Origin of the sequence: Propionivibrio sp., from assembly GCF_016790145.1 — a bacterium.
Taxonomy (GTDB): Bacteria; Pseudomonadota; Gammaproteobacteria; order Burkholderiales; family Rhodocyclaceae; genus Propionivibrio.
Genome location: NZ_JAEUOI010000083.1, coordinates 12,204 through 30,730, shown reverse-complemented (window position 1 = coordinate 30,730; position 18,527 = coordinate 12,204). Strand labels below are relative to the sequence as shown.

The 18,527-nt window shown below is 56.5% G+C and carries 20 protein-coding genes; 5 read left to right on the top strand and 15 right to left on the bottom strand.

The features are described from left to right. The first annotated feature begins 193 nt into the window (after positions 1 to 193). The 3 genes from JNM42_RS07445 to JNM42_RS07435 all read left to right on the top strand — a co-directional run bounded on the left by JNM42_RS07445 (position 194) and on the right by JNM42_RS07435 (position 3,393). Positions 194 to 955 (top strand): glycine zipper 2TM domain-containing protein, encoded by a 762-nt coding sequence (locus JNM42_RS07445; RefSeq protein WP_294268054.1) that lies wholly within the window; start codon positions 194 to 196, stop codon positions 953 to 955. 147 nt (positions 956 to 1,102) lie between these two features. Then, positions 1,103 to 2,374: an aminotransferase class I/II-fold pyridoxal phosphate-dependent enzyme gene (locus JNM42_RS07440; RefSeq protein ID WP_294268053.1), complete on the top strand. Its 1,272-nt coding sequence runs from the start codon at positions 1,103 to 1,105 to the stop codon at positions 2,372 to 2,374. Positions 2,375 to 2,481: 107 nt separating this feature from the next. Continuing rightward, on the top strand, positions 2,482 to 3,393 hold the full coding sequence (locus tag JNM42_RS07435; RefSeq protein ID WP_294268052.1) for a GGDEF domain-containing protein: 912 nt from the start codon (positions 2,482 to 2,484) through the stop codon (positions 3,391 to 3,393). 22 nt (positions 3,394 to 3,415) lie between these two features. Here JNM42_RS07435 and JNM42_RS07430 read toward each other — a convergent pair whose 3' ends face one another. Both JNM42_RS07430 and zapE read right to left on the bottom strand, forming a co-directional pair. Next, positions 3,416 to 4,270 (bottom strand): secretin N-terminal domain-containing protein, encoded by an 855-nt coding sequence (locus tag JNM42_RS07430; RefSeq protein WP_294268051.1) that lies wholly within the window; start codon positions 4,268 to 4,270, stop codon positions 3,416 to 3,418. A gap of 45 nt (positions 4,271 to 4,315) precedes the next feature. Further along, positions 4,316 to 5,428 (bottom strand): cell division protein ZapE, encoded by a 1,113-nt coding sequence (zapE, locus tag JNM42_RS07425; RefSeq protein ID WP_294268050.1) that lies wholly within the window; start codon positions 5,426 to 5,428, stop codon positions 4,316 to 4,318. A 405-nt stretch (positions 5,429 to 5,833) separates the two neighbouring features. Between zapE and JNM42_RS07420 the strand changes: the two genes are divergently transcribed. After that, a complete protein-coding gene (locus tag JNM42_RS07420; protein ID WP_294268049.1) occupies positions 5,834 to 6,736 on the top strand; it encodes an HDOD domain-containing protein in 903 nt (300 codons plus the stop codon). Continuing rightward, entirely contained in the window at positions 6,729 to 8,912 is a 2,184-nt protein-coding gene (locus tag JNM42_RS07415; protein ID WP_294268048.1) for a bifunctional diguanylate cyclase/phosphodiesterase, read from the top strand. The genes JNM42_RS07420 and JNM42_RS07415 overlap by 8 nt, the downstream gene beginning before the upstream one ends. A 41-nt stretch (positions 8,913 to 8,953) precedes the next feature. On the opposite strand, the gene JNM42_RS07410 is transcribed toward JNM42_RS07415, so the two are convergent. The 13 genes from JNM42_RS07410 to JNM42_RS07350 all read right to left on the bottom strand — a co-directional run bounded on the left by JNM42_RS07410 (position 8,954) and on the right by JNM42_RS07350 (position 18,494). After that, positions 8,954 to 9,376 carry an Hsp20/alpha crystallin family protein gene (locus tag JNM42_RS07410; protein ID WP_294268047.1) on the bottom strand — a complete coding sequence of 141 codons (423 nt, stop codon included), beginning with the start codon at positions 9,374 to 9,376 and terminating at the stop codon, positions 8,954 to 8,956. 175 nt (positions 9,377 to 9,551) lie between these two features. Then, positions 9,552 to 9,941, bottom strand: a complete 390-nt coding sequence (locus JNM42_RS07405; RefSeq protein ID WP_294268046.1) for a DUF2237 domain-containing protein — start codon at positions 9,939 to 9,941, stop codon at positions 9,552 to 9,554. Continuing rightward, positions 9,938 to 10,132, bottom strand: coding sequence for a Fe-S cluster assembly protein IscX (iscX, locus tag JNM42_RS07400; RefSeq protein ID WP_294268045.1), 195 nt, complete (start codon positions 10,130 to 10,132; stop codon positions 9,938 to 9,940). The genes JNM42_RS07405 and iscX overlap by 4 nt, the downstream gene beginning before the upstream one ends. Before the next feature lie 11 nt (positions 10,133 to 10,143). Further along, positions 10,144 to 10,485, bottom strand: coding sequence for an ISC system 2Fe-2S type ferredoxin (gene fdx, locus JNM42_RS07395; RefSeq protein ID WP_294268044.1), 342 nt, complete (start codon positions 10,483 to 10,485; stop codon positions 10,144 to 10,146). Beyond that, positions 10,482 to 12,386 (bottom strand): Fe-S protein assembly chaperone HscA, encoded by a 1,905-nt coding sequence (gene hscA / locus JNM42_RS07390; RefSeq protein WP_294268043.1) that lies wholly within the window; start codon positions 12,384 to 12,386, stop codon positions 10,482 to 10,484. Before hscA ends, fdx begins: the two co-directional genes overlap by 4 nt. A gap of 30 nt (positions 12,387 to 12,416) precedes the next feature. After that, complete coding sequence (gene hscB, locus JNM42_RS07385; RefSeq protein WP_294268042.1) at positions 12,417 to 12,944, bottom strand: Fe-S protein assembly co-chaperone HscB; 528 nt, start codon at positions 12,942 to 12,944, stop codon at positions 12,417 to 12,419. Between the two features lie 134 nt (positions 12,945 to 13,078). Further along, positions 13,079 to 13,402 (bottom strand): iron-sulfur cluster assembly protein IscA, encoded by a 324-nt coding sequence (gene iscA, locus JNM42_RS07380; RefSeq protein ID WP_294268041.1) that lies wholly within the window; start codon positions 13,400 to 13,402, stop codon positions 13,079 to 13,081. A gap of 30 nt (positions 13,403 to 13,432) precedes the next feature. Beyond that, on the bottom strand, positions 13,433 to 13,816 hold the full coding sequence (gene iscU, locus JNM42_RS07375) for a Fe-S cluster assembly scaffold IscU (RefSeq protein ID WP_294268040.1): 384 nt from the start codon (positions 13,814 to 13,816) through the stop codon (positions 13,433 to 13,435). A 91-nt stretch (positions 13,817 to 13,907) separates the two neighbouring features. Continuing rightward, positions 13,908 to 15,116, bottom strand: coding sequence for an IscS subfamily cysteine desulfurase (locus JNM42_RS07370; RefSeq protein WP_366504421.1), 1,209 nt, complete (start codon positions 15,114 to 15,116; stop codon positions 13,908 to 13,910). Positions 15,117 to 15,145: 29 nt separating this feature from the next. After that, positions 15,146 to 16,303 (bottom strand): cysteine desulfurase family protein, encoded by a 1,158-nt coding sequence (locus JNM42_RS07365; protein WP_294268038.1) that lies wholly within the window; start codon positions 16,301 to 16,303, stop codon positions 15,146 to 15,148. A 5-nt stretch (positions 16,304 to 16,308) separates the two neighbouring features. After that, positions 16,309 to 16,800: a Fe-S cluster assembly transcriptional regulator IscR gene (gene iscR / locus JNM42_RS07360; RefSeq protein WP_294268037.1), complete on the bottom strand. Its 492-nt coding sequence runs from the start codon at positions 16,798 to 16,800 to the stop codon at positions 16,309 to 16,311. A gap of 57 nt (positions 16,801 to 16,857) precedes the next feature. Next, on the bottom strand, positions 16,858 to 17,610 hold the full coding sequence (gene cysE, locus JNM42_RS07355) for a serine O-acetyltransferase (RefSeq protein WP_294268036.1): 753 nt from the start codon (positions 17,608 to 17,610) through the stop codon (positions 16,858 to 16,860). Between the two features lie 104 nt (positions 17,611 to 17,714). Next, positions 17,715 to 18,494, bottom strand: coding sequence for an RNA methyltransferase (locus JNM42_RS07350; protein WP_294268035.1), 780 nt, complete (start codon positions 18,492 to 18,494; stop codon positions 17,715 to 17,717). Positions 18,495 to 18,527: the final 33 nt, after the last annotated feature.

Below are 18,527 nucleotides of genomic sequence, written 5' to 3'. Positions count from 1 at the left end.
GTGCGCCCTGAGTGATTCGCCGCAGGCGGCGGCACAAGGAAGTGCATTGCTATCAAAGTCAAAGCGTTTCATACTTTACGCGTCTTCACCTGTATAACCCGGGTGATCAGTTGTATTTGTTTGTATCAGGCGTCTGCTAAACGCCGGACAGCGGCGTTTATCGCTCACCATCAATAAATCAGTGAGGCGAAACATGGAAAACCAGCCCCGTAGCACCCACCCGATGATCATCGTTGCCGCCACCACGGTATCGATTGCCAGCCTGGCGGCTATTGCCTCCTTTGCCGGCTGGATCCCTGGCCATACCAACAGTGCTGCACCGACAGCACAGGTGGCCGTTGCCCCGACTGCTCCACCTGCTGTGACACCCACGGCGCCGACTGCTCCTGCGCCCCTTGCAGCGCCGACAGCCCCCGTGGCAAAGGCCGCAGCCCCCGAAAAAGCTGCTCCGGTTCGCCAGCCGCCACCGCGAAAAACCCCCAGACCCGACGAAAACACCTATGCCTATGAATCACCGCCCAACTACAATAATCGTGGCGCAACACCGGTGGGCAACTACCCGATGAACGACAGCGGCGTCATTGTCGAGAACGGTCCTCAGCAACAGCAATATTCCGGCGTCTGTCGTGACTGTGCCACTGTACAAAGTGTTCGTGAGGTCAAGCAGGATGGCGAAGGTACGGGGCTTGGCGCGATTGGCGGCGGCGTTGTCGGCGGGCTGCTGGGCAATCAGGTCGGCGGCGGTCGAGGCAAGACGGTCGGTGCCGTTGTCGGTGCCGTTGGTGGTGCCTATGCCGGTAACGAGATAGAAAAGAATGTGCGTAGCTCGAAGCACTATGAAATCACCGTTCGCCTCGACGACGGCAATATTCGCGTTTTCTCGGAAGCCCAGCCACCCGCGTTGCAGCGTGGTGATCGCGTCCGCATAAACAACGGGCAACTGACTCGCATGTAAAGCGGTGTCGGAATTGCACTGAAGCGCCCTGCGGGGCGCTTTTTTCTTGTCCCGTGGCAGAATATTTCAATGAATTCTGGTTTAGTTGACTTGCATTGCAGATGCTAATATCCGTACCTTGTTTCCAACACTGTTCTGGAGCCCCCCATGAAACTCGAAACCCTTGCCGTCCACGCCGGCTACAGTCCCGAACCGACAACCAAAGCAGTGGCCGTGCCGATCTACCAGACGACTTCGTATTCCTTCGACAGCACGCAGCACGGTGCCGATCTTTTCGATCTCAAGGTGCCAGGCAACATCTACACACGCATCATGAACCCGACCCAGGACGTGCTCGAAAAGCGCGTCGCCGCAATGGAAGGGGGTATTGCCGGTCTGGCACTGGCTTCCGGTCAGGCCGCCATTACCTACGCCATCATGACCATTGCCGAAGCGGGCGACAACATCGTTTCAGCCTCGACGCTATACGGCGGCACCTATAATCTCTTTGCCCACACGCTGCCGCAATATGGCATTGGCGTGCGTTTTGCCGACTATAGCGACCCGGCCACCTTTGAAAAACAGATCGATGGCAAGACCAAGGCGATTTACTGCGAATCGGTCGGCAACCCGCTCGGCAACATCACCGATTTTGAAAAGCTCGCAGAAATCGCGCACCGCAATGGCGTCCCGCTGATCGTCGACAACACGGTACCCTCGCCCTATCTGTGCCGTCCTTTCGAGCATGGTGCCGACATCGTCGTGCATTCGCTGACCAAGTATATCGGGGGCCACGGCAACTCGATCGGCGGCATCATTGTCGACAGCGGCAAGTTCCCATGGGCCGAGCACAAGGCCAAGTTCAAGCGCCTCAATGAACCGGACGTTTCCTACCACGGCGTGGTCTATACCGAAGCCCTTGGTCCGGCCGCCTTCATCGGCCGTGCTCGCGTCGTTCCACTGCGCAACATGGGCGCCGCCATTTCACCTTTCAACGCCTTCCTGATCCTGCAGGGTCTGGAAACGCTGCCACTGCGCATGGACCGCATCTGCGCGAATACCCAGCAGGTCGCCGAATTCCTCAAGGGTCACGCCAAGGTTTCGTGGGTCAATTACGCCGGCCTGCCCGAACACAAGGATCACGCCCTGGTGCAAAAATACATGGGTGGGCTTGCCTCCGGCATTCTCACCTTTGGCGTCAAGGGCGGCAGTGAGGGTGGTGGCCGCTTCCAGGATGCTCTGCAACTGTTCACCCGACTGGTCAACATCGGCGATTCCAAGTCGCTGGCCTGCCATCCGGCATCGACCACCCACCGTCAACTCGGGCCGGACGAAATGCTCAAGGCCGGTGTTTCCGAAGACATGATCCGTCTGTCGATCGGCATTGAGCACATTGACGACCTGCTTGCCGATCTCGATCAGGCACTGGCCGCCGCATAAACCCGTTCGTCAGTCAATTCTCGCCTGTAGGCGGTTTTTTGCTCGTTCATTGGTTTTTCTGCATTACGCTTTGCGTATTTGGTAAATCATGAGCGAGCCTGATACCGATGAACGCTGTGGAATACTGTTCCCCACTGCCGAATGCGTGTTACGCCGAGGACGAAGAAATCAGGCGCTATGCGGGATTGCTCGACAGCCTGAGCGTCGGCCTGGTGGTGTTTGCCGATGACGCATCGCCGTGCTTGAACAACAAAATAGCCAGCCAGTTGCTGGGAAACACGCCCCCCATCTGGAAGAACGAAAACGGCCAGACGATTTCCTCCGACGAACTACCGCTTGAGTCGGTACTGCGCACAGCACGCCCCGTTCTTGAGCGCATCATGGGGCTGAGCAATGGAGATGCACACACGACCTGGCTCAGTGTTAATGCGCTTCCTGTGTTTTCTGAAAACGGCAGCGTCCGCCGGGTGCTGCTGACGCTGAAAGACATCAACGCTGAGAGAATCCTGCACAGCGCGGTCAAACAACTTTCAATTCGCGACCCGCTGACCGGCCTGTTCAACCAGCGATATGTCATGCACCTGCTGGAAAACGAAATCCACCGGGCACGCCGCTACGGAACGCCTTTCACACTGGCACAGGTTGATATTGACCGATATTTCCCCCTCTGTGCCGAACAAGGACAAGCGTCCGGCGACAGTGTGCTGGCCGGCATCGGAAATCTGCTCGGCAAAAGCCTGCGTGAAATCGATATCGCCGGACGCATCGGTGAAGACGAGTTTCTGCTGGTACTGCCCAATGTCTCCCTGAAGGATGCCATGATCGGACTCGAACGCCTGCGCGTACTGATCGAAGCACATGAATTTGCCAATGCCGGCCTGAAAGTGACGATTAGCGGTGGCATCACCGAATACACTGGGGAAAACTCGGCGGCTCTGATCGAGCGCAGCAAATCGCTGCTCATCAACGCCCGTGAGGCCGGACGCAACCGCTTCTGTCTGGATACCGATATTCTTTAGACTTGCAGTCCCGGGTTGAATTTCAGGGCAATTCATCAACCCGCAGCCATACGCTGCGGTTATCGCGCATTTCGCTGCTTCCCGAGCCCAGGTTTCGGCTGTCACTCCCCGATGCCTGCTGGCTGCTTCCGCCCAGTTCGATCCACTCGCCCAAACGCCCCGAAACCGTGGTCGACAAGCGTTGCGTATTGACGCTGCCGTATCCCTGATCGCCAGGCGAATCAAACTGCGGACTGATCTCCAGCGTCACCCTTTCACCCACCAGCTTCGGCACCGCAAAAAACCCCTGACCGATGTCACGATAGACCACACTATCGGTAGCCACCAGGCCGTTCGGGCCGAGCACCACCTGGCGCAGCGGCAAAGGCAGAGATTGCCCGATCTGGATAAAAGCCCGGCCACCATCGACAACCTGCACCGACTGACTGGCCTGTAGGTCACGGCTACTGCGTGAATCGTAGACCTGTGCATTTGCTCTCGAATCACCGCCGCGCACTTCAATCTTCGTACTGCCCTGGATGCTGCTTGAGGGCTGAATGATGCGTACATTGTTGCCAACACCGACACTGCCCGATAGCCCGGCACCCTGTTGCCGGCTCACGGCATCACGGTTCTGGCTGACGCGGATCATCAAGCGGCGGGTAGGAACGTCAATGGCCGAAAGCGCCTGTTTGATCTGTTCGATATTGTTGCGCGAGGCACGAACAATCAACTGGTTGTTCATCCCGGACAAGGCACCACCCGGTTCGACCAACGGCTGAAGCGAGGGTAATACCTGCTCGACCATGCGATACCTGAGCGCTATGATCTCCATCACCTGCTGGGAAAAAGCCGGTCCCGACAAGAAAAGCCAGACTAGAATCAGCATTCGGTGCATGGAATACTCCTCAAACTACAATTTGCCCCTGATCCCGCCGGACCTTCAAGCCAGATGTGGCAGAGCAAGGTACTCCCGCGAACGCATCTCGGTCAGACGGCTGACGGTGCGGAAAAACTCACTGGCTTGCGTACCCTCGGTATAGAGCATTTCGGCCTCACAATCTGCCGTGACGATCAGTTTGACCTTGTGGTCATAAAGCACATCCACCAGCCAGGTAAAACGACGCGCCTCGGAAGACATGCTCGCAGACATCTTCGGAATGCCGGACAGCAGAACCGTGTGAAAGGCGCGGGCCAATTCAAGATAATCATTTTGAGAGCGCGGACCGCCACACAGCGACTTGAAATCGAACCAGATCAGGTCATTGCCCTGACGCAGGATCGGAATGCTACGGCCAAGCACCTCGATGCTGCTGCCTGGAATTCCTTCGCCGCCCGCCATTGCAACGAAATAATCAGCCATTCTCGCTTCGGCCTTAGCATCGACCGGGTAATGATAGATTTCAACCTGCTCCAGAGTACGCAAGCGATAATCGACGCCGGAATCAACCTCCAGCACATCCACTTTCGACTTGATCAAGGCGATGGTCGACAGAAAATTCTCACGCTGCAAACCATTCGGATAAAGCCGGTCCGGGGGGTAATTCGAGGTCATCACGAAAACCACACCGCGCGAAAACAGTGCGTCGAGAAGGCGACGAAGAATCATCGCGTCGGCTATATCGGAGACATGAAACTCATCGAAACATATCAGCCGGCATTCAGCGGCAATGCGTTCGGCGACTTTCGTCAGCGGGTCGCTCTCGTTCTTGAAGGCATTCAACTGGCGATGAACATCCTGCATGAAGGCGTGAAAGTGAATGCGTCGTTTGCGCACATAGGGCACCGAATCGTAGAAGCAATCCATCAGGAAACTCTTGCCACGCCCGACGCCGCCCCAGAAATAAACGCCGCGCGGTACGGCAGGAGGAGAAAATGCCCGACGCAGGGCGCTGCGACGACCCACCTTGAAGGAAAGCAGCTGATAGTAGAGAAGCTGAAGCCTTTCGGCAGCCGCACGCTGTGCCGAATCAGCCGAAAAACCTCGTCCGGCCAGCACCGCCTCGTAGGCATCGAGCATACCGCGCTCAGGAACTCTTAAAACTCGATGTGGCATAAATTACACTCGGCTAAACAGTGAGTTACCCCTCTGGCTGTCGCCCTACGGAGTCTGTGGCACTTTCCATTCGCGAATACTGATCACAACACGGTGCGCTGACCTGATTCTAAAACATCGAGAACGAAAAGGGCATGCCAATAGTGCATTAAAGTTGCGAAGACGCAACCTCAGGGCGTGAGACTCAGGCGCCTTGATTAAATAACGTTGAATACCCTTGAGTTCTGGCGATTGCTGCCGTTAGTAATAAACAATTATTGGCAGATGCAGAAGACGGTTTGCACCTGCTTCAAAAATAGTCTATCGAGGGTCGTCATGAGCATAGCGCCGTTGTTATTCATGAAACTACTGGCTGATAGAAAACTGAATCCGGGCGGAATAGAACTTGATGTTGGCGCAGGCGACATGAACGCCCTGCAGCTGCTGATCGAGGAAAACAGTTTTTCTGCAGTTGCAAGCGCATTCCCCTGCCTTGTTTGCGCTGACCTCGCCAAGCGCATGCCCCCGGAGTTGCTGAAAGCTTTGCTGGATGCGGGGTGCAGGATGCCGCCGGAAGAGATGACTCATTTCTCCAGCGAGCAGACCAAGCCCGTGCTTCCGCCTGCGGCTCACTGGCTGAGCGGTGACTGGTATCTTGCCCCGCCGGCTACCAGGTCGGGAAGTCAGGCCGCCTCACGATCATTGTCGCTTAAACTGCTGCAACTGGTAGCGACGGATGCCGATACCTGTCAGATTGAAGCTGTTTTCCGGCAGGATCCGGTGCTGGCTTACCATCTTCTACGCCTTGTCAATTCGCTGGGTGTGGGCGTAGGCAGGACTATTTCGAGCTTCGCGCAGGCGATCCTGATTCTTGGACGCCAACAATTGAAGCGCTGGCTGAACCTGATGCTGTTCGCAGCAAGCCGTGACGATTATCGTTCCGCCATGTTGCTGGCGCGGGTAGCCGTGCGCGCACGTACCATGGAATTACTGGCCAAAGCCGGCGGATTTGATCGCGCGGAACAGGAATATGCTTTCATGGCCGGCATTTTCTCGCTGCTTGGAATTTTGTTTGGTTTACCCTTGGCCGGGATTCTGAACCCGCTGCACCTGAACGAATCACTGGCCAGCGCAGTGCTGCACCATGAAGGCGAGTTGGGGCGCCTGCTGCAGGCTGTCGAATGCTCGGAAAGCGCTGACGAAACCCGGCTGATTGGCCTGCTGGGCGGCTTGAACCTGTCGATAGCCGAGTACAACCTGCTCAGTCTCGATGCCTATCGGTGGATGCTGGGAGTCATCCTTGACCAGCAGGATGCTGTTCATGCCTGATTCGCGTGTTCAACGCTGCCTTGATCTTTGTTCCCAGGCACACGATCTGGGCGGCGAGGATCTTTCGCGGACACTCATTGAATTGCAGCAGGCACTGCGCTCGCTGGAGACTGACAGACCCGAGACTGCAGCAGAAACATCACCCCCTGCAGCAAACCTTGATCGATGGCAGCATGAGCCGGTCATCACGATGGACATGCTCGGTTATCTGACCGGCTGGAACAGGGGTGCAGAGATGCTGTTCGGCTATACACCGGACGAGGCGATTGGCCAGCACATCCTGTTTCTCTACGCCGATGAGCCGGATGCGCACATCAGTAAAATATTTGAATTGTTCCTCGACCACGGCAGCCCCTTGATGGAAGTTCGGCGGCGCAAAAAATCCGGAGAGACTTTTCGCGCCAATATGACCTTGCAGCATATCCTTGACGATAACAACGAAGCGGTCGCCATGGAGGCCCATCTATCGGAGATTGCCGATCGACTTTCGCCCGAGGAAAAGCATCGTCTGCATGCAAGAATCATCGAAGATAGCGAAGTGGGCATTCTGATTACCGATGCCAGCGAGCGTATTGTCTCGGTTAACCCGGCATTCTCCCGCATTACCGGCTATTCAGCAGGAGAAGCTATCGGCGAAACTCCTGATCTGTTGCGTTCCAGTGTTCACGGCACCGATTTACGGGCAAAAATGCATGCCGCAATGCACGGTGCAGATGCGTGGCAGGGTGAAATCATCGGACGACGAAAGAATGGCGACCTTTTTCCGCAATCGGTTTCCATCGGTGTCGCGCGCAACGCCGATGGTTTTGTCTCGCATGCTTTCTCGATGTTCTCCGATATAAGCGCCATACGCGCCGTCGAGGAACGCATGCAGCAAATCGTCAATTTCGACAGTCTGACCGGACTGCCCAATCGAAACTTGTTCCATCAGCTTGTCGAACAGGCGCTGGCTGTGGCACGCCGTAACAAGGATCATTGTGCCCTGCTGGTCATCGACCTGAACCGATTCAATTCAGTCAACGATTCACTCGGTCATGAAGTCGGCGATGCGTTATTGCGCCAGGTTGGGCAGCGTATGCGGAATGTGCTGCGCCAGGAAGACATGCTGGCCAGGATCGGCGCCGATGAATTTGTTGTGGCTCTGTCCAGTATCCAGAAACGTGAGCACAGTGGCCTTGTGGCAAAAAAACTGCTGTCCTGTCTCGAAAAACCCTTCGTGATCGGGTCGCATGCCCTCCATATCGGTGCCAGCATCGGCATAGCGATCTATCCGGAAGACGGCCTCAATGCAGGCGCGTTGCAACGCTTTGCCGATATCGCAATGCAGCGTGTGCAGCGGAACAACGAAAACGGCTTCCGGTATTACAGCCCGGAAATGAACCTCCGCGCCAAAGAACAATGGCAACTCGAAGGCGAATTACGCCACGCATTGAGCGGTCATCAACTGATCTTGCACTATCAGCCCAAAGTCAGCCTGCGTAGCGGTCGAATCGTTGGCGCCGAAGCGCTCATTCGCTGGTATCACCCTAAGCGCGGCATGATCCCGCCGGACAAATTTGTTCCATTGGCTGAAGAAACCGGCCTGATCCTTGAACTGGGGAGCTGGATACTCGACGAGGCCTGCCACCAGATCCGGATCTGGCTGGATTCCGGGCTGGAACCGATCCCGATTGCAGTCAATATTTCAGCACGTCAGTTTGACAATCAACTTCCGGAACGGCTGCAAGCCACGATCGAGCGTCATCATTTGCCTTGCGAGTTGCTCAAACTGGAGATCACCGAAAGCCTGCTTGTGCGCGGACCGGAAAAAGTCATTCCGATCATGAACGAACTGGTAGCGTTGGGATTCAATCTCTCGCTGGATGATTTTGGTACCGGTTACTCCAGCCTCGCCTACCTGAAAAAGTTCCCGATTACCACGCTGAAAATCGACCGCAGCTTTGTGGTCGGCGTTCCTGACGACGAGAACGACTGTGCCATCGCCCAGGCCATCGTCACCATGGGCAAGCAATTGCGGCAGGAAATCGTCGCCGAAGGCGTTGAAACCCTGGCACAAATGAGCTTCCTGCGGGGACTGGGATGTGACCAACTGCAAGGCTATCTGTTCAGCCCACCGATCGCCGCTGAAGAATTTGAACGCCTGGTAAGGGAAGGACGACGCCTGTCACTTGATTGACGGCGCCGCCCTGTACACTTCGCCAGGCGCTGATTTCCTGCCTACTGAATTGAAATTTGCTTCGTTTTCGCGACAGCGCGTTTGGGCAAATGCAACTCCAGCAAGCCGTTGACGTACTTCGCTGCAACCGCTGAATCATCGACATCCTGTCCCAGCGCGAACGAACGCGACACCCTGCCGTAGTAGCGTTCGCTACGCAGCAACTTGCTGCCTTCCTTGACTTCCTTTTCGTTTTTGACTTCGGCGCTGATCGATACCTGGCTGCCTTCGACCGTTACATGGATGTCCTCTTTCTTCACACCGGGAATCTCGGCATGAACGGTATAAGCCTGATCATCTTCGCTGACTTCAACCTTGATCTGGACTTCCTGCTGCCCTTCAAAGCGTACCGGACGCATAAAAAAGCCGCGAAAGAGATCGTCAAACGCATCATCGACTGGGTGATAGCGCAAAATATTAGCCATTTCATTCTCCTGTAAAATCCGGGGGGTTCCCCGTATGCAAGCCATATGGGGTAGCCCGGCAAAGATTTCAAGAGAGTTCTTGCAGCCGGTCGGCGTCTCGGTTATCCGCCCCCTGATCAATGCCCTGACAAGTCCGGCTGAGTTGTCTGCCTGACCCGGCGTTGATCCCTGGGTTTCAGTTCAGATCAATCGCGAAATGCTTCAGATCGTCAAGGCTGACGATCTCCAGTGACGCTTCATTACAGGCATTGAGCACGACGCGCGGGGCCTTTCCAAAGTGCAAGGCTTCCCGCCAGCGGGCGGCACAGAGGCACCAGCGTTCGCCGGCATGAAGACCGGGGAAGTCATACTCGGGACGCGGCGTTGACAGATCGTTGCCGCGTGCCCTGGAGAATTCAAGAAATTCGTCGGTCAGCACGACGCAGAGGGTGTGGCTGCCAAAATCTTCCTCGCTCGTATTACAGCAGCCGTCACGGAAAAAACCGGTCAGTGGTTTGTCACTGCATCGACCGAGCGGCCCGCCAAGAACATTGCGCTGAATACCGCCGAACTCTTCAGGTTTCATGTTGATTCATCAATCCAGGCTTGCTGGATCGCCTCCAGAATTTTTTCGCCGCAGTGCCTGGTATCGTCGTCAAAATCGGGCAAGGCGATAACCCAGTTCATCAGATCGACAAAATTGATCTTCAGCGGGTCGACCTCGGGATGCACTTCAGCAAGCTCGATGGCGAGATCGTTGACATCAGTCCATTTCATCGCAGCATCTCCTAGTGTTTTCCTTCCTTGGTCATGTTGATCGAGTAACGCGGAATCTCGATCACCAGCGGGGTTGCATTTACCATGGTCTGACACGACAGGCGGGAATTCGGTTCCAGCCCCCAGGCTCTGTCAAGCAGATCGTCCTCAAGCTCCTCGGAGGGTTCAAGCGCATTAAAACCCTCGCGAACGATCACGTGGCACGTAGTACAGGCGCAGGACATTTCGCAGGCATGCTCGATGGCAATGCCGTTTTCGAGCAGATTCTGGCAGACGGACTCCCCTGCCCTGGCCTCGATCACCGCACCCTCCGGGCAAAGCTCGACATGCGGCAGAACGATGATTTGTGTCATGCGGGTTCTCCCAGGCTCTTCGAAGAATCCTGGCCACCCTCAAGATCGTTGATGCTCTTTCCAGCAAATGCGTTGTGGATCGATCTGTTCATGCGCCGTGCAGCGAAATCCTTGGTCTCGGCTTCAAGATCGTCCATGGCCAGGGTAATGTGCCGGCGATTATCGCCGAGTGCCGTCGTCTGCAAGACGGCGATACATGACTCAAGTTTCACGCGTTGCTCATCCGTGAGCAGATCACCATCGCTCTTCATTGCCGACACTACGGCTTCGATCAGGCGCTGCGCTTCGACCTGAGCCTCCTTCAGCGCACGCCTTAGCGCATCGTCACGGGTATGGACCATGGAATCCTTGAGCATGCCGGCGATCTCGTCGTCAGAGAGGCCGTACGCAGGCTTGACCGTGATGCTCGCTTCAACTCCGGAAATCAGTTCGCTGGCCGAAACGGCAAGCAAACCGTCCGCATCAACCTGGAAGCGCACGCGGATGCGGGCCGCACCGGCGACCATCGGCGGAATGCCGCGCAGTTCAAAGCGCGCCAGCGAACGGCAGTCGGTAATAAGCTCACGCTCGCCTTGCACCACATGCACCGCCAGTGCCGTCTGGCCGTCACGGAAGGTGGTGAATTCCTGAGCGCGAGCAACCGGAATCGTTGAATTTCTCGGTATGATTTTTTCTACAAGGCCACCCATGGTTTCCAGCCCAAGCGAAAGCGGGATGACATCGAGCAGCAGCCAGTCGTCACCGGCGGCACGGTTACCGGCAAGCAAATTAGCCTGTGTTGCCGCGCCAAGGGCGACCACCTTGTCCGGATCAAGGTTGTTCAGGGGTACCTGCTTGAAGAATTCTCCGACGGCGCGCTGAACCTGCGGCATGCGCGTAGCCCCGCCGACCATGACTACGCCCTTGATGTCGGAGACCGACAATCCGGCATCGCGTAACGCCTTCTTGACCGGCTGAATAGTCTTGGCGACCAGCGTTTGTGAGATCTCGGTAAAAATTTCGGTGGTCAGTTTCAGATCGACCACTTCGCCACTGTTCAGGCGAGCGCTGATCGGCGCAACGCCATGCGGCGTCAGGTACTCCTTGGCTTCGCGGGCACGCGTCAGGAGCAGGCGGGCATCCTCGATGGACAGGGGCTTGAGTTTGGCGGCTTCGATTATCCAGCAGAAGATACGCTGATCGAAATCGTCACCGCCCAGCGCCGAGTCGCCGCCGGTAGCCATGACCTCGAAAACGCCCCTGGACAGATTCAGAATCGAGATATCGAACGTCCCGCCTCCCAGGTCATAGACGGCATAAACCCCTTCGGCCGCGTTATCCAGGCCATAGGCAATGGCCGCCGCCGTCGGCTCGTTGAGCAGACGCAGAACGGGAAGCCCGGCCAGCCTGGCGGCGTCCTTGGTCGCCTGCCGCTGGGCGTCGTCAAAATAGGCCGGAACGGTGATGACCGCGCCGACGAGTTGGCCACCCAGCGCGGCTTCAGCGCGCAAACGCAAAGTACGGAGAATATCGGCGGATACTTCAACCGGACTCTTCACGCCCGCCACGGTGCGCAGACGAACCATCCCGGGGGCATCTTCGAAATCGTAAGGCATCGATTCGCGATGGGCGATGTCCTTGAGACCACGGGCCATGAAGCGTTTGACCGAAGCAATCACATTGCGCGGGTCAATTGCCTGACTTGCCTGTGCCTCGTATCCAACCTCGCTGCTGCCGTCAGCGAAATAGCGCACAACCGAAGGAAGCAGCGGACGCCCCAACTCATCGCTGATAACCACCGAGAGTCCGCTACGAACCGTGGCCACGAGTGAATTGGTGGTGCCAAGATCGATACCGACCGCAAGTTTGTGCTGGTGAGGCGCGGCTGACTCTCCGGGTTCAGCAATCTGCAAAAGTGCCATGAATTCCTTGATCCTGGGTTATTTACTGCTTTACGCTTCAAGTGCGGCCATGGCGTCGTCAATTTCAAACAGTAGTTTCTCGAGAAACATCAGCCGTCGAACAAGATCGGCCGCCGAAGGATAATCGTGCCGATCATCAAGCAGGACAGCGAGTTGCTCATAGCGGCCAGTCATCTGCTGTTTCAAGCGAAGATGCAGGTGCTCAAGCTCGCCCTGCTCACGGCCAAGACGCGCTTCGGCAACGGCCTCACGCCACTCCATCTGCTCCAGAAGAAAGTCTTCTGGCATGGCGGTATTATTCTCGGCACCCACATCCTGGCCAGCAATTCGCAACAGATACTGCGCCCTCGACAAGGGATTTTTCAGCGTTTGATACGCCTCATTGGCGCGCGTTGCCCACTGCAACGAAAGTCGTCGCTCGGCGTCGCCGGCCTGCGCGAACTTGTCAGGATGAACCTGTGCCTGAATCTCGCGGTAGCGCCGGTCAAGCAGAGGAATGTCGAGCCTGAAAGTTCGACGCAGTTCGAAAAGAGCAAAGTGGTCGTCGTTGAAATTCATTCGGATATTGGCGGTCTTCCCGCACATGACTAAAGCAAAACCGGGGTGCTGCACCGTGACCGCAGAAGCCCCAAGGAAAACCCTGCGAGACCGAACGAACAGTACGGCAGGCTCGGGGCAACCCCCGCCAAACATCAAACGTTAAAGCTTTCCCCGCAACCGCAGGCGTCCTTGACGTTGGGATTATTGAACTTGAAACCCTCGCTCAAGCCCTCTCGCGTGTAGTCGAGTTCAGTGCCATCAAGATAAGGCAGGCTTTTGGCATCAATCAGCACCTTTACGCCATGTGACTCGAATTCGATGTCATCAGGATCGGCCATATCGGCAAACTCGAGCTTGTACGCCACGCCCGAGCAACCACTGGTGCGCACGCCAAGGCGCAGACCAATTCCCTTGCCGCGCTTGACCAGATAACTGGCAACGTGTTTCGCCGCTTTTTCGGAAAGCGTAACCGCCATTGAAAACCTCCTTCTATTCAGTAATTGTCTTTATGCAGCGTGCTTCTTTTTGTAATCGGCCACTGCCGCCTTGATCGCATCTTCAGCGAGAATCGAACAGTGAATCTTCACCGGCGGCAAAGCCAGTTCTTCGGCAATCTGGGTATTCTTGATGCCCAGCGCCTGATCGATGGTCTTGCCCTTGACCCATTCGGTGACCAGCGAAGACGAGGCAATGGCCGAACCACAGCCGTAGGTCTTGAATTTGGCGTCCTCAATGATACCGTCCCTGCCGACCTTGATCTGCAGTTTCATCACGTCGCCGCAGGCTGGCGCGCCAACCATGCCGGTTGCCACACCTTCTTCTTCCTTGCCGAAGGAACCCACGTTGCGCGGGTTTTCATAGTGATCAAGAACTTTTATGCTGTATGCCATTTTAATCTCCAGAGAAAAGAAAAGCGTCAGGGATAAGGAGAAGATCGTACGGGCTTAACACCTGACTCTTCTCTCCTTTCGCCTTACCGATTTAATGTGCTGCCCACTGAACCGTGCTCAGATCGACGCCTTCCTGCACCATCTCCCACAGCGGTGAAAGTTCGCGCAACTTGCCGATCTTCTCGTGCAACAATTTGATGGCGTAGTCGATCTCTTCCAATGTGGTGAAACGACCGAGAGTGAAGCGGATCGAGCTGTGCGCCAGTTCATCCTCGCGACCCAGTGCACGCAGCACGTAAGACGGTTCAAGCGAGGCGGACGTACAGGCCGAGCCTGACGACACCGCGAGATCCTTGATCGCCATCAGCATCGACTCACCTTCGATGTAGGCAAAGCTGATGTTCAGGTTATGCGGAACGCGCTGCTCCATATCACCATTGATAAACACCTGATCGATATCAGACAAGCCCTTGAGCAGTCGATCACGCAGCATGCGGACACGCTCGTTCTCGACGCCCATCTCCTCACGCGCCAGTCGGAAAGCCTCGCCCATGCCGACGATCTGGTGCGTTGCCAGTGTGCCTGAGCGGAAACCGCGTTCGTGGCCGCCACCGTGCATCTGCGCCTCGAGACGGACGCGAGGCTTGCGACGTACGTACAGCGCGCCGATACCTTTCGGACCGTAAGTCTTGTGCGCACAAAAACTCATCAGATCAACCTTGAGTGTAGCCAGATCGATCAGTACCTTGCCCGTCGCCTGCGCCGCATCAACGTGAAAAATAATGCCTTTTGCACGACAGATTTCGCCGATTTCGGCGATCGGCTGGATGACGCCGATTTCGTTGTTGACCAACATCACCGAGACCAGAATGGTTTCCGGGCGAAGCGCAGCCTTGAATACATCGAGATCAAGCAGGCCGTCATCCTTGACATCAAGGTAGCTCACTTCAAAACCTTCGCGCTCAAGTTCTCGGCAGGTATCGAGTACCGCCTTGTGCTCTGTCTTGACGGTGATGACGTGCTTGCCTTTACCCGAGTAAAAGTGCGCAGCCCCTTTGATCGCCAGGTTGTTCGACTCGGTGGCGCCTGAAGTCCAGACGATTTCCTTGGGGTCGGCATTGACCAGCTTCGCGACCTGTTCACGCGCTTCTTCCACTGCGGCTTCAGCCTCCCAGCCAAAGGAATGCGAACGCGACGCCGGGTTGCCGAATTTTTCGACAAGGTAGGGAATCATTTTTTCCGCAACGCGCGGATCAACCGGCGTGGTTGCCGAATAATCGAGATAGATCGGCAGTTTCAGCATTTCTTTCGCTCCATAAGGTTCAAGGGTTAGATCGCAATGGCGGTCAGGCGCTGCAGTTTTGACAGCGTTATCTGTAACGTATTCAAAAATTCATTCACTTGCCCTACCGTGCTGGCCGAACCCAGGCTGATGCGCACCGCGCCACGTGCCAGTTCAGGTGCAACGCCCATGGCGCGCAATACATGCGATGGCTCCGGGTTGGCACTCGAACACGCGGCGCCACTGGCTAATGCAAAACCGGCACGATCAAGCTGACCCACCAGCGTTTCGCCATCCACCTTGGGCAAGGCAAAATAAACCGTATTCGGCAAGCGTTCGGCACTGGCAGAGAACAGCGTTGCTTCCATGGCACGCAGGCCCTTTTCCAGCAATCCGCGCAAGGCGGTCAGGTGTGGCGCCGCCGTTGCCAGTTGTTGTACGGCCAATTCACAGGCGACTCCAAATCCGACAATTGCTGCCACGTTTTCGGTGCCTGAACGCAATCCCCGTTCGTGACCACCACCGGCAATCAATGGCTCAAGCTCGACACGTTTATCGAGCACCAGGGCGGCCGCGCCTTTTGGCCCGCCGATCTTGTGTGCCGAAAGGGTCAGCGCATGAACACCGGCAGCGTTCAAAGCGCGAAAATCGACGGCAACCTTACCCACTGCCTGCACCGCATCGGTGTGAAACCAGGCGCCCGTCGCCCTGGCCTGAGCGGCCAGCGTCTCAATATCCTGCAGCACCCCGGTTTCGTTGTTGGCGATCATCACCGAGACCAGCTTCGGCTTTTGTGTCAGAACCGTCTGGTAATTCTGTGCATCGACTCGACCGTTGCTATCAACCGCCAGCTTTTGCAGCCGCCAGCCGCGCCTGACCAGTTGTTCGGAAGGTTTGATCACACACGGATGCTCGATCGCGCTTACCGCCAGCAGGCCGGGTTTCATGCACGCCGCCGCGCCCTTGATGAAAAGGTTGTTCGCTTCCGACCCGCCACTGGTAAATACGACTTCCGATGAATGGGCGCCGATTGCCGAAGCCACCTTGCTACGTGCCTCATCGATTGCCCGCCGCGCCGCCCGACCGTACTCATGCCGGCTCGATGCATTGCCGAACTGCTGTGAAAGCCAGGGCAGCATCGCTTCCAGAACCGCCGGTTCAAGCGGTGTGGTCGCGTTGTAATCAAGATAGACCGGAGCGAACATGGTTTTCAGGCAACTGCGGCCATCGGCTTGGCGCGCGAACTAACACTGAAGCGCCGCGCATCCTTGAGCACCGACACATCGCCGCCAACCTTCTTCAATTGCTTGTCGGCAAGGTCGGCCAGCGTCACAGAGGTCAGATACTCGTACATCTTCAAGTTCAGTGTGGCCCACAGTTCATGCGTCATGCAGCGCTCTTCGTCCTTGCAGTTTTCCTTGCCGCCGCATTGCGTTGCATCAAGTTGCTCATCAACGGCACGAACAATGTCGGCGACGGTGATCTGTCCTCCCGGACGCGCCAGACAGTAGCCGCCCCCAGGGCCGCGAACGCTGTCAACCAGACTGTAGCGGCGTAATTTGCCGAACAATTGTTCGAGATAGGAAAGCGAAATCTTCTGCCGTTCGCTGATGCCAGCCAGTGTCACCGGGCCATCGCTACTGCGCAGCGCCAAATCGATCATTGCGGTGACTGCAAAACGTCCCTTGGTTGTCAGTCGCATAGTGCCTCCTGGTTAATAGTTGATTAGTTCTGTCAACTATATGAAAAGTTCCGTAAATTAGTCAACTATTTTACTCAGGTACTTAGGATCGAACTTGTCAGCCGTAGCGAGTTCGTCTTCAAGACTGACCCCGCTGTCTTCAAGTTTCCTGAGCAGTACGTCGATTCGGCGATCAGTATCTACGGCATGATCAAGCAGGCCGTGAATGGCCTTGGCCAGCGGATCGTCCTGATTGCCGGCCAGGGCATACGCTGAAAAGCCCATCTGACCGGCCTTCTCCTCGCGCTTCTGGGCTTGCTCGGTGTCGATGATGCGCGCCGGATTGCCTACGGCGGTGGTTCCGGCCGGAACGTTCTTGACAACCACGGCATTGGAACCGACCTTGGCCCCGGTGCCGACGCTAATCGGCCCCAGCACTTGCGCGCCCGCGCCAATAACGACGCCATTTTCCAGCGTTGGGTGGCGTCTACCCTTGGTCCACGAGGTACCACCGAGCGTCACGCCATGATATAGCGTCACGTCGTCGCCGACGATTGCAGTTTCGCCGATCACCACGCCCATGCCGTGGTCGATAAAGAAACGGCGTCCGATCGTAGCACCCGGATGGATTTCAATGCCGGTAAAAAACCTCGCAAGATGCGAAACCAGACGCCCCAGCCAGCGCAGTTGATGACCCCACAGCCAGTGTGACAAACGGTGCAGGATCACCGCGTGCACGCCCGGATAGCAGGTAAGCACTTCCCACGAGGTACGGGCAGCGGGATCGCGCTCAAAAACCGAGCGGATATCTTCGCGCAGACGGCTAAACATGAAATTTGTTTTCCATAATGATCGAAGGGGTAATTCTAGAATACCCGACTGATTCTATCAACATTTATTACAACATTATTGCTCGGCGCTTCATAGCCACCGGATCAATGGCCCATCCTTTTTTCCACGGCATCGAGGATACCGCGCAGGATGTTGATCTCGTCGCGCTCAAGTTCCGCACGGGCAAAAAGACGGCGCAGCTTGGGCATCAACCGCTTTGGTTGCTGCGGAACGAGAAATCCGGCAGCGATCATGACGCGCTCAAGGTGCGCGTGGAAACGCTCGACTTCGTCGTTGGTGGCGCGCTGCGAGGCGAAGGGAATCACCTTGGTGAATACCGGAGGAGAACCGTCAAATGCCGTCATACGCAGTTCGTAGCAAATCAACTGAACCGCCGAAGCGAGGTTGAGCGAGGTGTAATCAGGATTGGCGGGAATGAAAACCGTTCGCTGACAACGCTGTACTTCGGCATTGGACAGACCCGCCGTCTCGTTGCCAAAAACCAGTGCTACCTCGCCACTGCCGGTCAATGCCAGAACCTCGGGGGCGGCCTCGCGCGCCGACCTGGGCGCCGGACCCAGGTTGCGATGACGCGCCGAAACGGCAAAAGCAATGACCGTATCGGCCAATGCGGCATCAAGACTACGGCAGACCGTCGCTCGCTGCAGAATGTCGTCTGCCCCAACCGCGCGTCTCATGGCTTCGTCGTCAGGAAAACATTTCGGATTAACCAGAGTCAGGCGCGACAAGCCCATTGTTTTCATTGCCCGCGCTACCGCACCGATATTGCCCGGATGGCTGGTGTGCGATAGCACGATGCGGATTTTTTCGAGCCGGTTATCCCCGGGCAAGGACGGAGAAGGCAACGTTGCAGTCTGGTTCATATTAGAATACGCGATTCCTCAAACGAACCGGGC

Bases quoted from the DNA above. Each gene is read 5' to 3' on its own strand.
- iscX (WP_294268045.1), bottom strand. From the start codon at position 10,132: ATGAAATGGACTGATGTCAACGATCTCGCCATCGAGCTTGCTGAAGTG.
- hscB (WP_294268042.1), bottom strand. From the start codon at position 12,944: ATGAATTTCAACGACGACCACTTTGCTCTTTTCGAACTGCGTCGAACT.
- JNM42_RS07410 (WP_294268047.1), bottom strand. From the start codon at position 9,376: ATGGCTAATATTTTGCGCTATCACCCAGTCGATGATGCGTTTGACGAT.
- JNM42_RS07415 (WP_294268048.1), top strand. From the start codon at position 6,729: ATGCCTGATTCGCGTGTTCAACGCTGCCTTGATCTTTGTTCCCAGGCA.
- JNM42_RS07430 (WP_294268051.1), bottom strand. From the start codon at position 4,270: ATGCACCGAATGCTGATTCTAGTCTGGCTTTTCTTGTCGGGACCGGCT.
- iscA (WP_294268041.1), bottom strand. From the start codon at position 13,402: ATGGCGGTTACGCTTTCCGAAAAAGCGGCGAAACACGTTGCCAGTTAT.
- hscA (WP_294268043.1), bottom strand. From the start codon at position 12,386: ATGGCACTTTTGCAGATTGCTGAACCCGGAGAGTCAGCCGCGCCTCAC.
- JNM42_RS07420 (WP_294268049.1), top strand. From the start codon at position 5,834: ATGAACGCCCTGCAGCTGCTGATCGAGGAAAACAGTTTTTCTGCAGTT.
- cysE (WP_294268036.1), bottom strand. From the start codon at position 17,610: ATGTTTAGCCGTCTGCGCGAAGATATCCGCTCGGTTTTTGAGCGCGAT.
- JNM42_RS07440 (WP_294268053.1), top strand. From the start codon at position 1,103: ATGAAACTCGAAACCCTTGCCGTCCACGCCGGCTACAGTCCCGAACCG.
- JNM42_RS07365 (WP_294268038.1), bottom strand. From the start codon at position 16,303: ATGTTCGCTCCGGTCTATCTTGATTACAACGCGACCACACCGCTTGAA.
- JNM42_RS07445 (WP_294268054.1), top strand. From the start codon at position 194: ATGGAAAACCAGCCCCGTAGCACCCACCCGATGATCATCGTTGCCGCC.
- JNM42_RS07350 (WP_294268035.1), bottom strand. From the start codon at position 18,494: ATGAACCAGACTGCAACGTTGCCTTCTCCGTCCTTGCCCGGGGATAAC.
- fdx (WP_294268044.1), bottom strand. From the start codon at position 10,485: ATGACACAAATCATCGTTCTGCCGCATGTCGAGCTTTGCCCGGAGGGT.
- iscU (WP_294268040.1), bottom strand. From the start codon at position 13,816: ATGGCATACAGCATAAAAGTTCTTGATCACTATGAAAACCCGCGCAAC.
- iscR (WP_294268037.1), bottom strand. From the start codon at position 16,800: ATGCGACTGACAACCAAGGGACGTTTTGCAGTCACCGCAATGATCGAT.
- zapE (WP_294268050.1), bottom strand. From the start codon at position 5,428: ATGCCACATCGAGTTTTAAGAGTTCCTGAGCGCGGTATGCTCGATGCC.
- JNM42_RS07435 (WP_294268052.1), top strand. From the start codon at position 2,482: ATGAACGCTGTGGAATACTGTTCCCCACTGCCGAATGCGTGTTACGCC.
- JNM42_RS07405 (WP_294268046.1), bottom strand. From the start codon at position 9,941: ATGAAACCTGAAGAGTTCGGCGGTATTCAGCGCAATGTTCTTGGCGGG.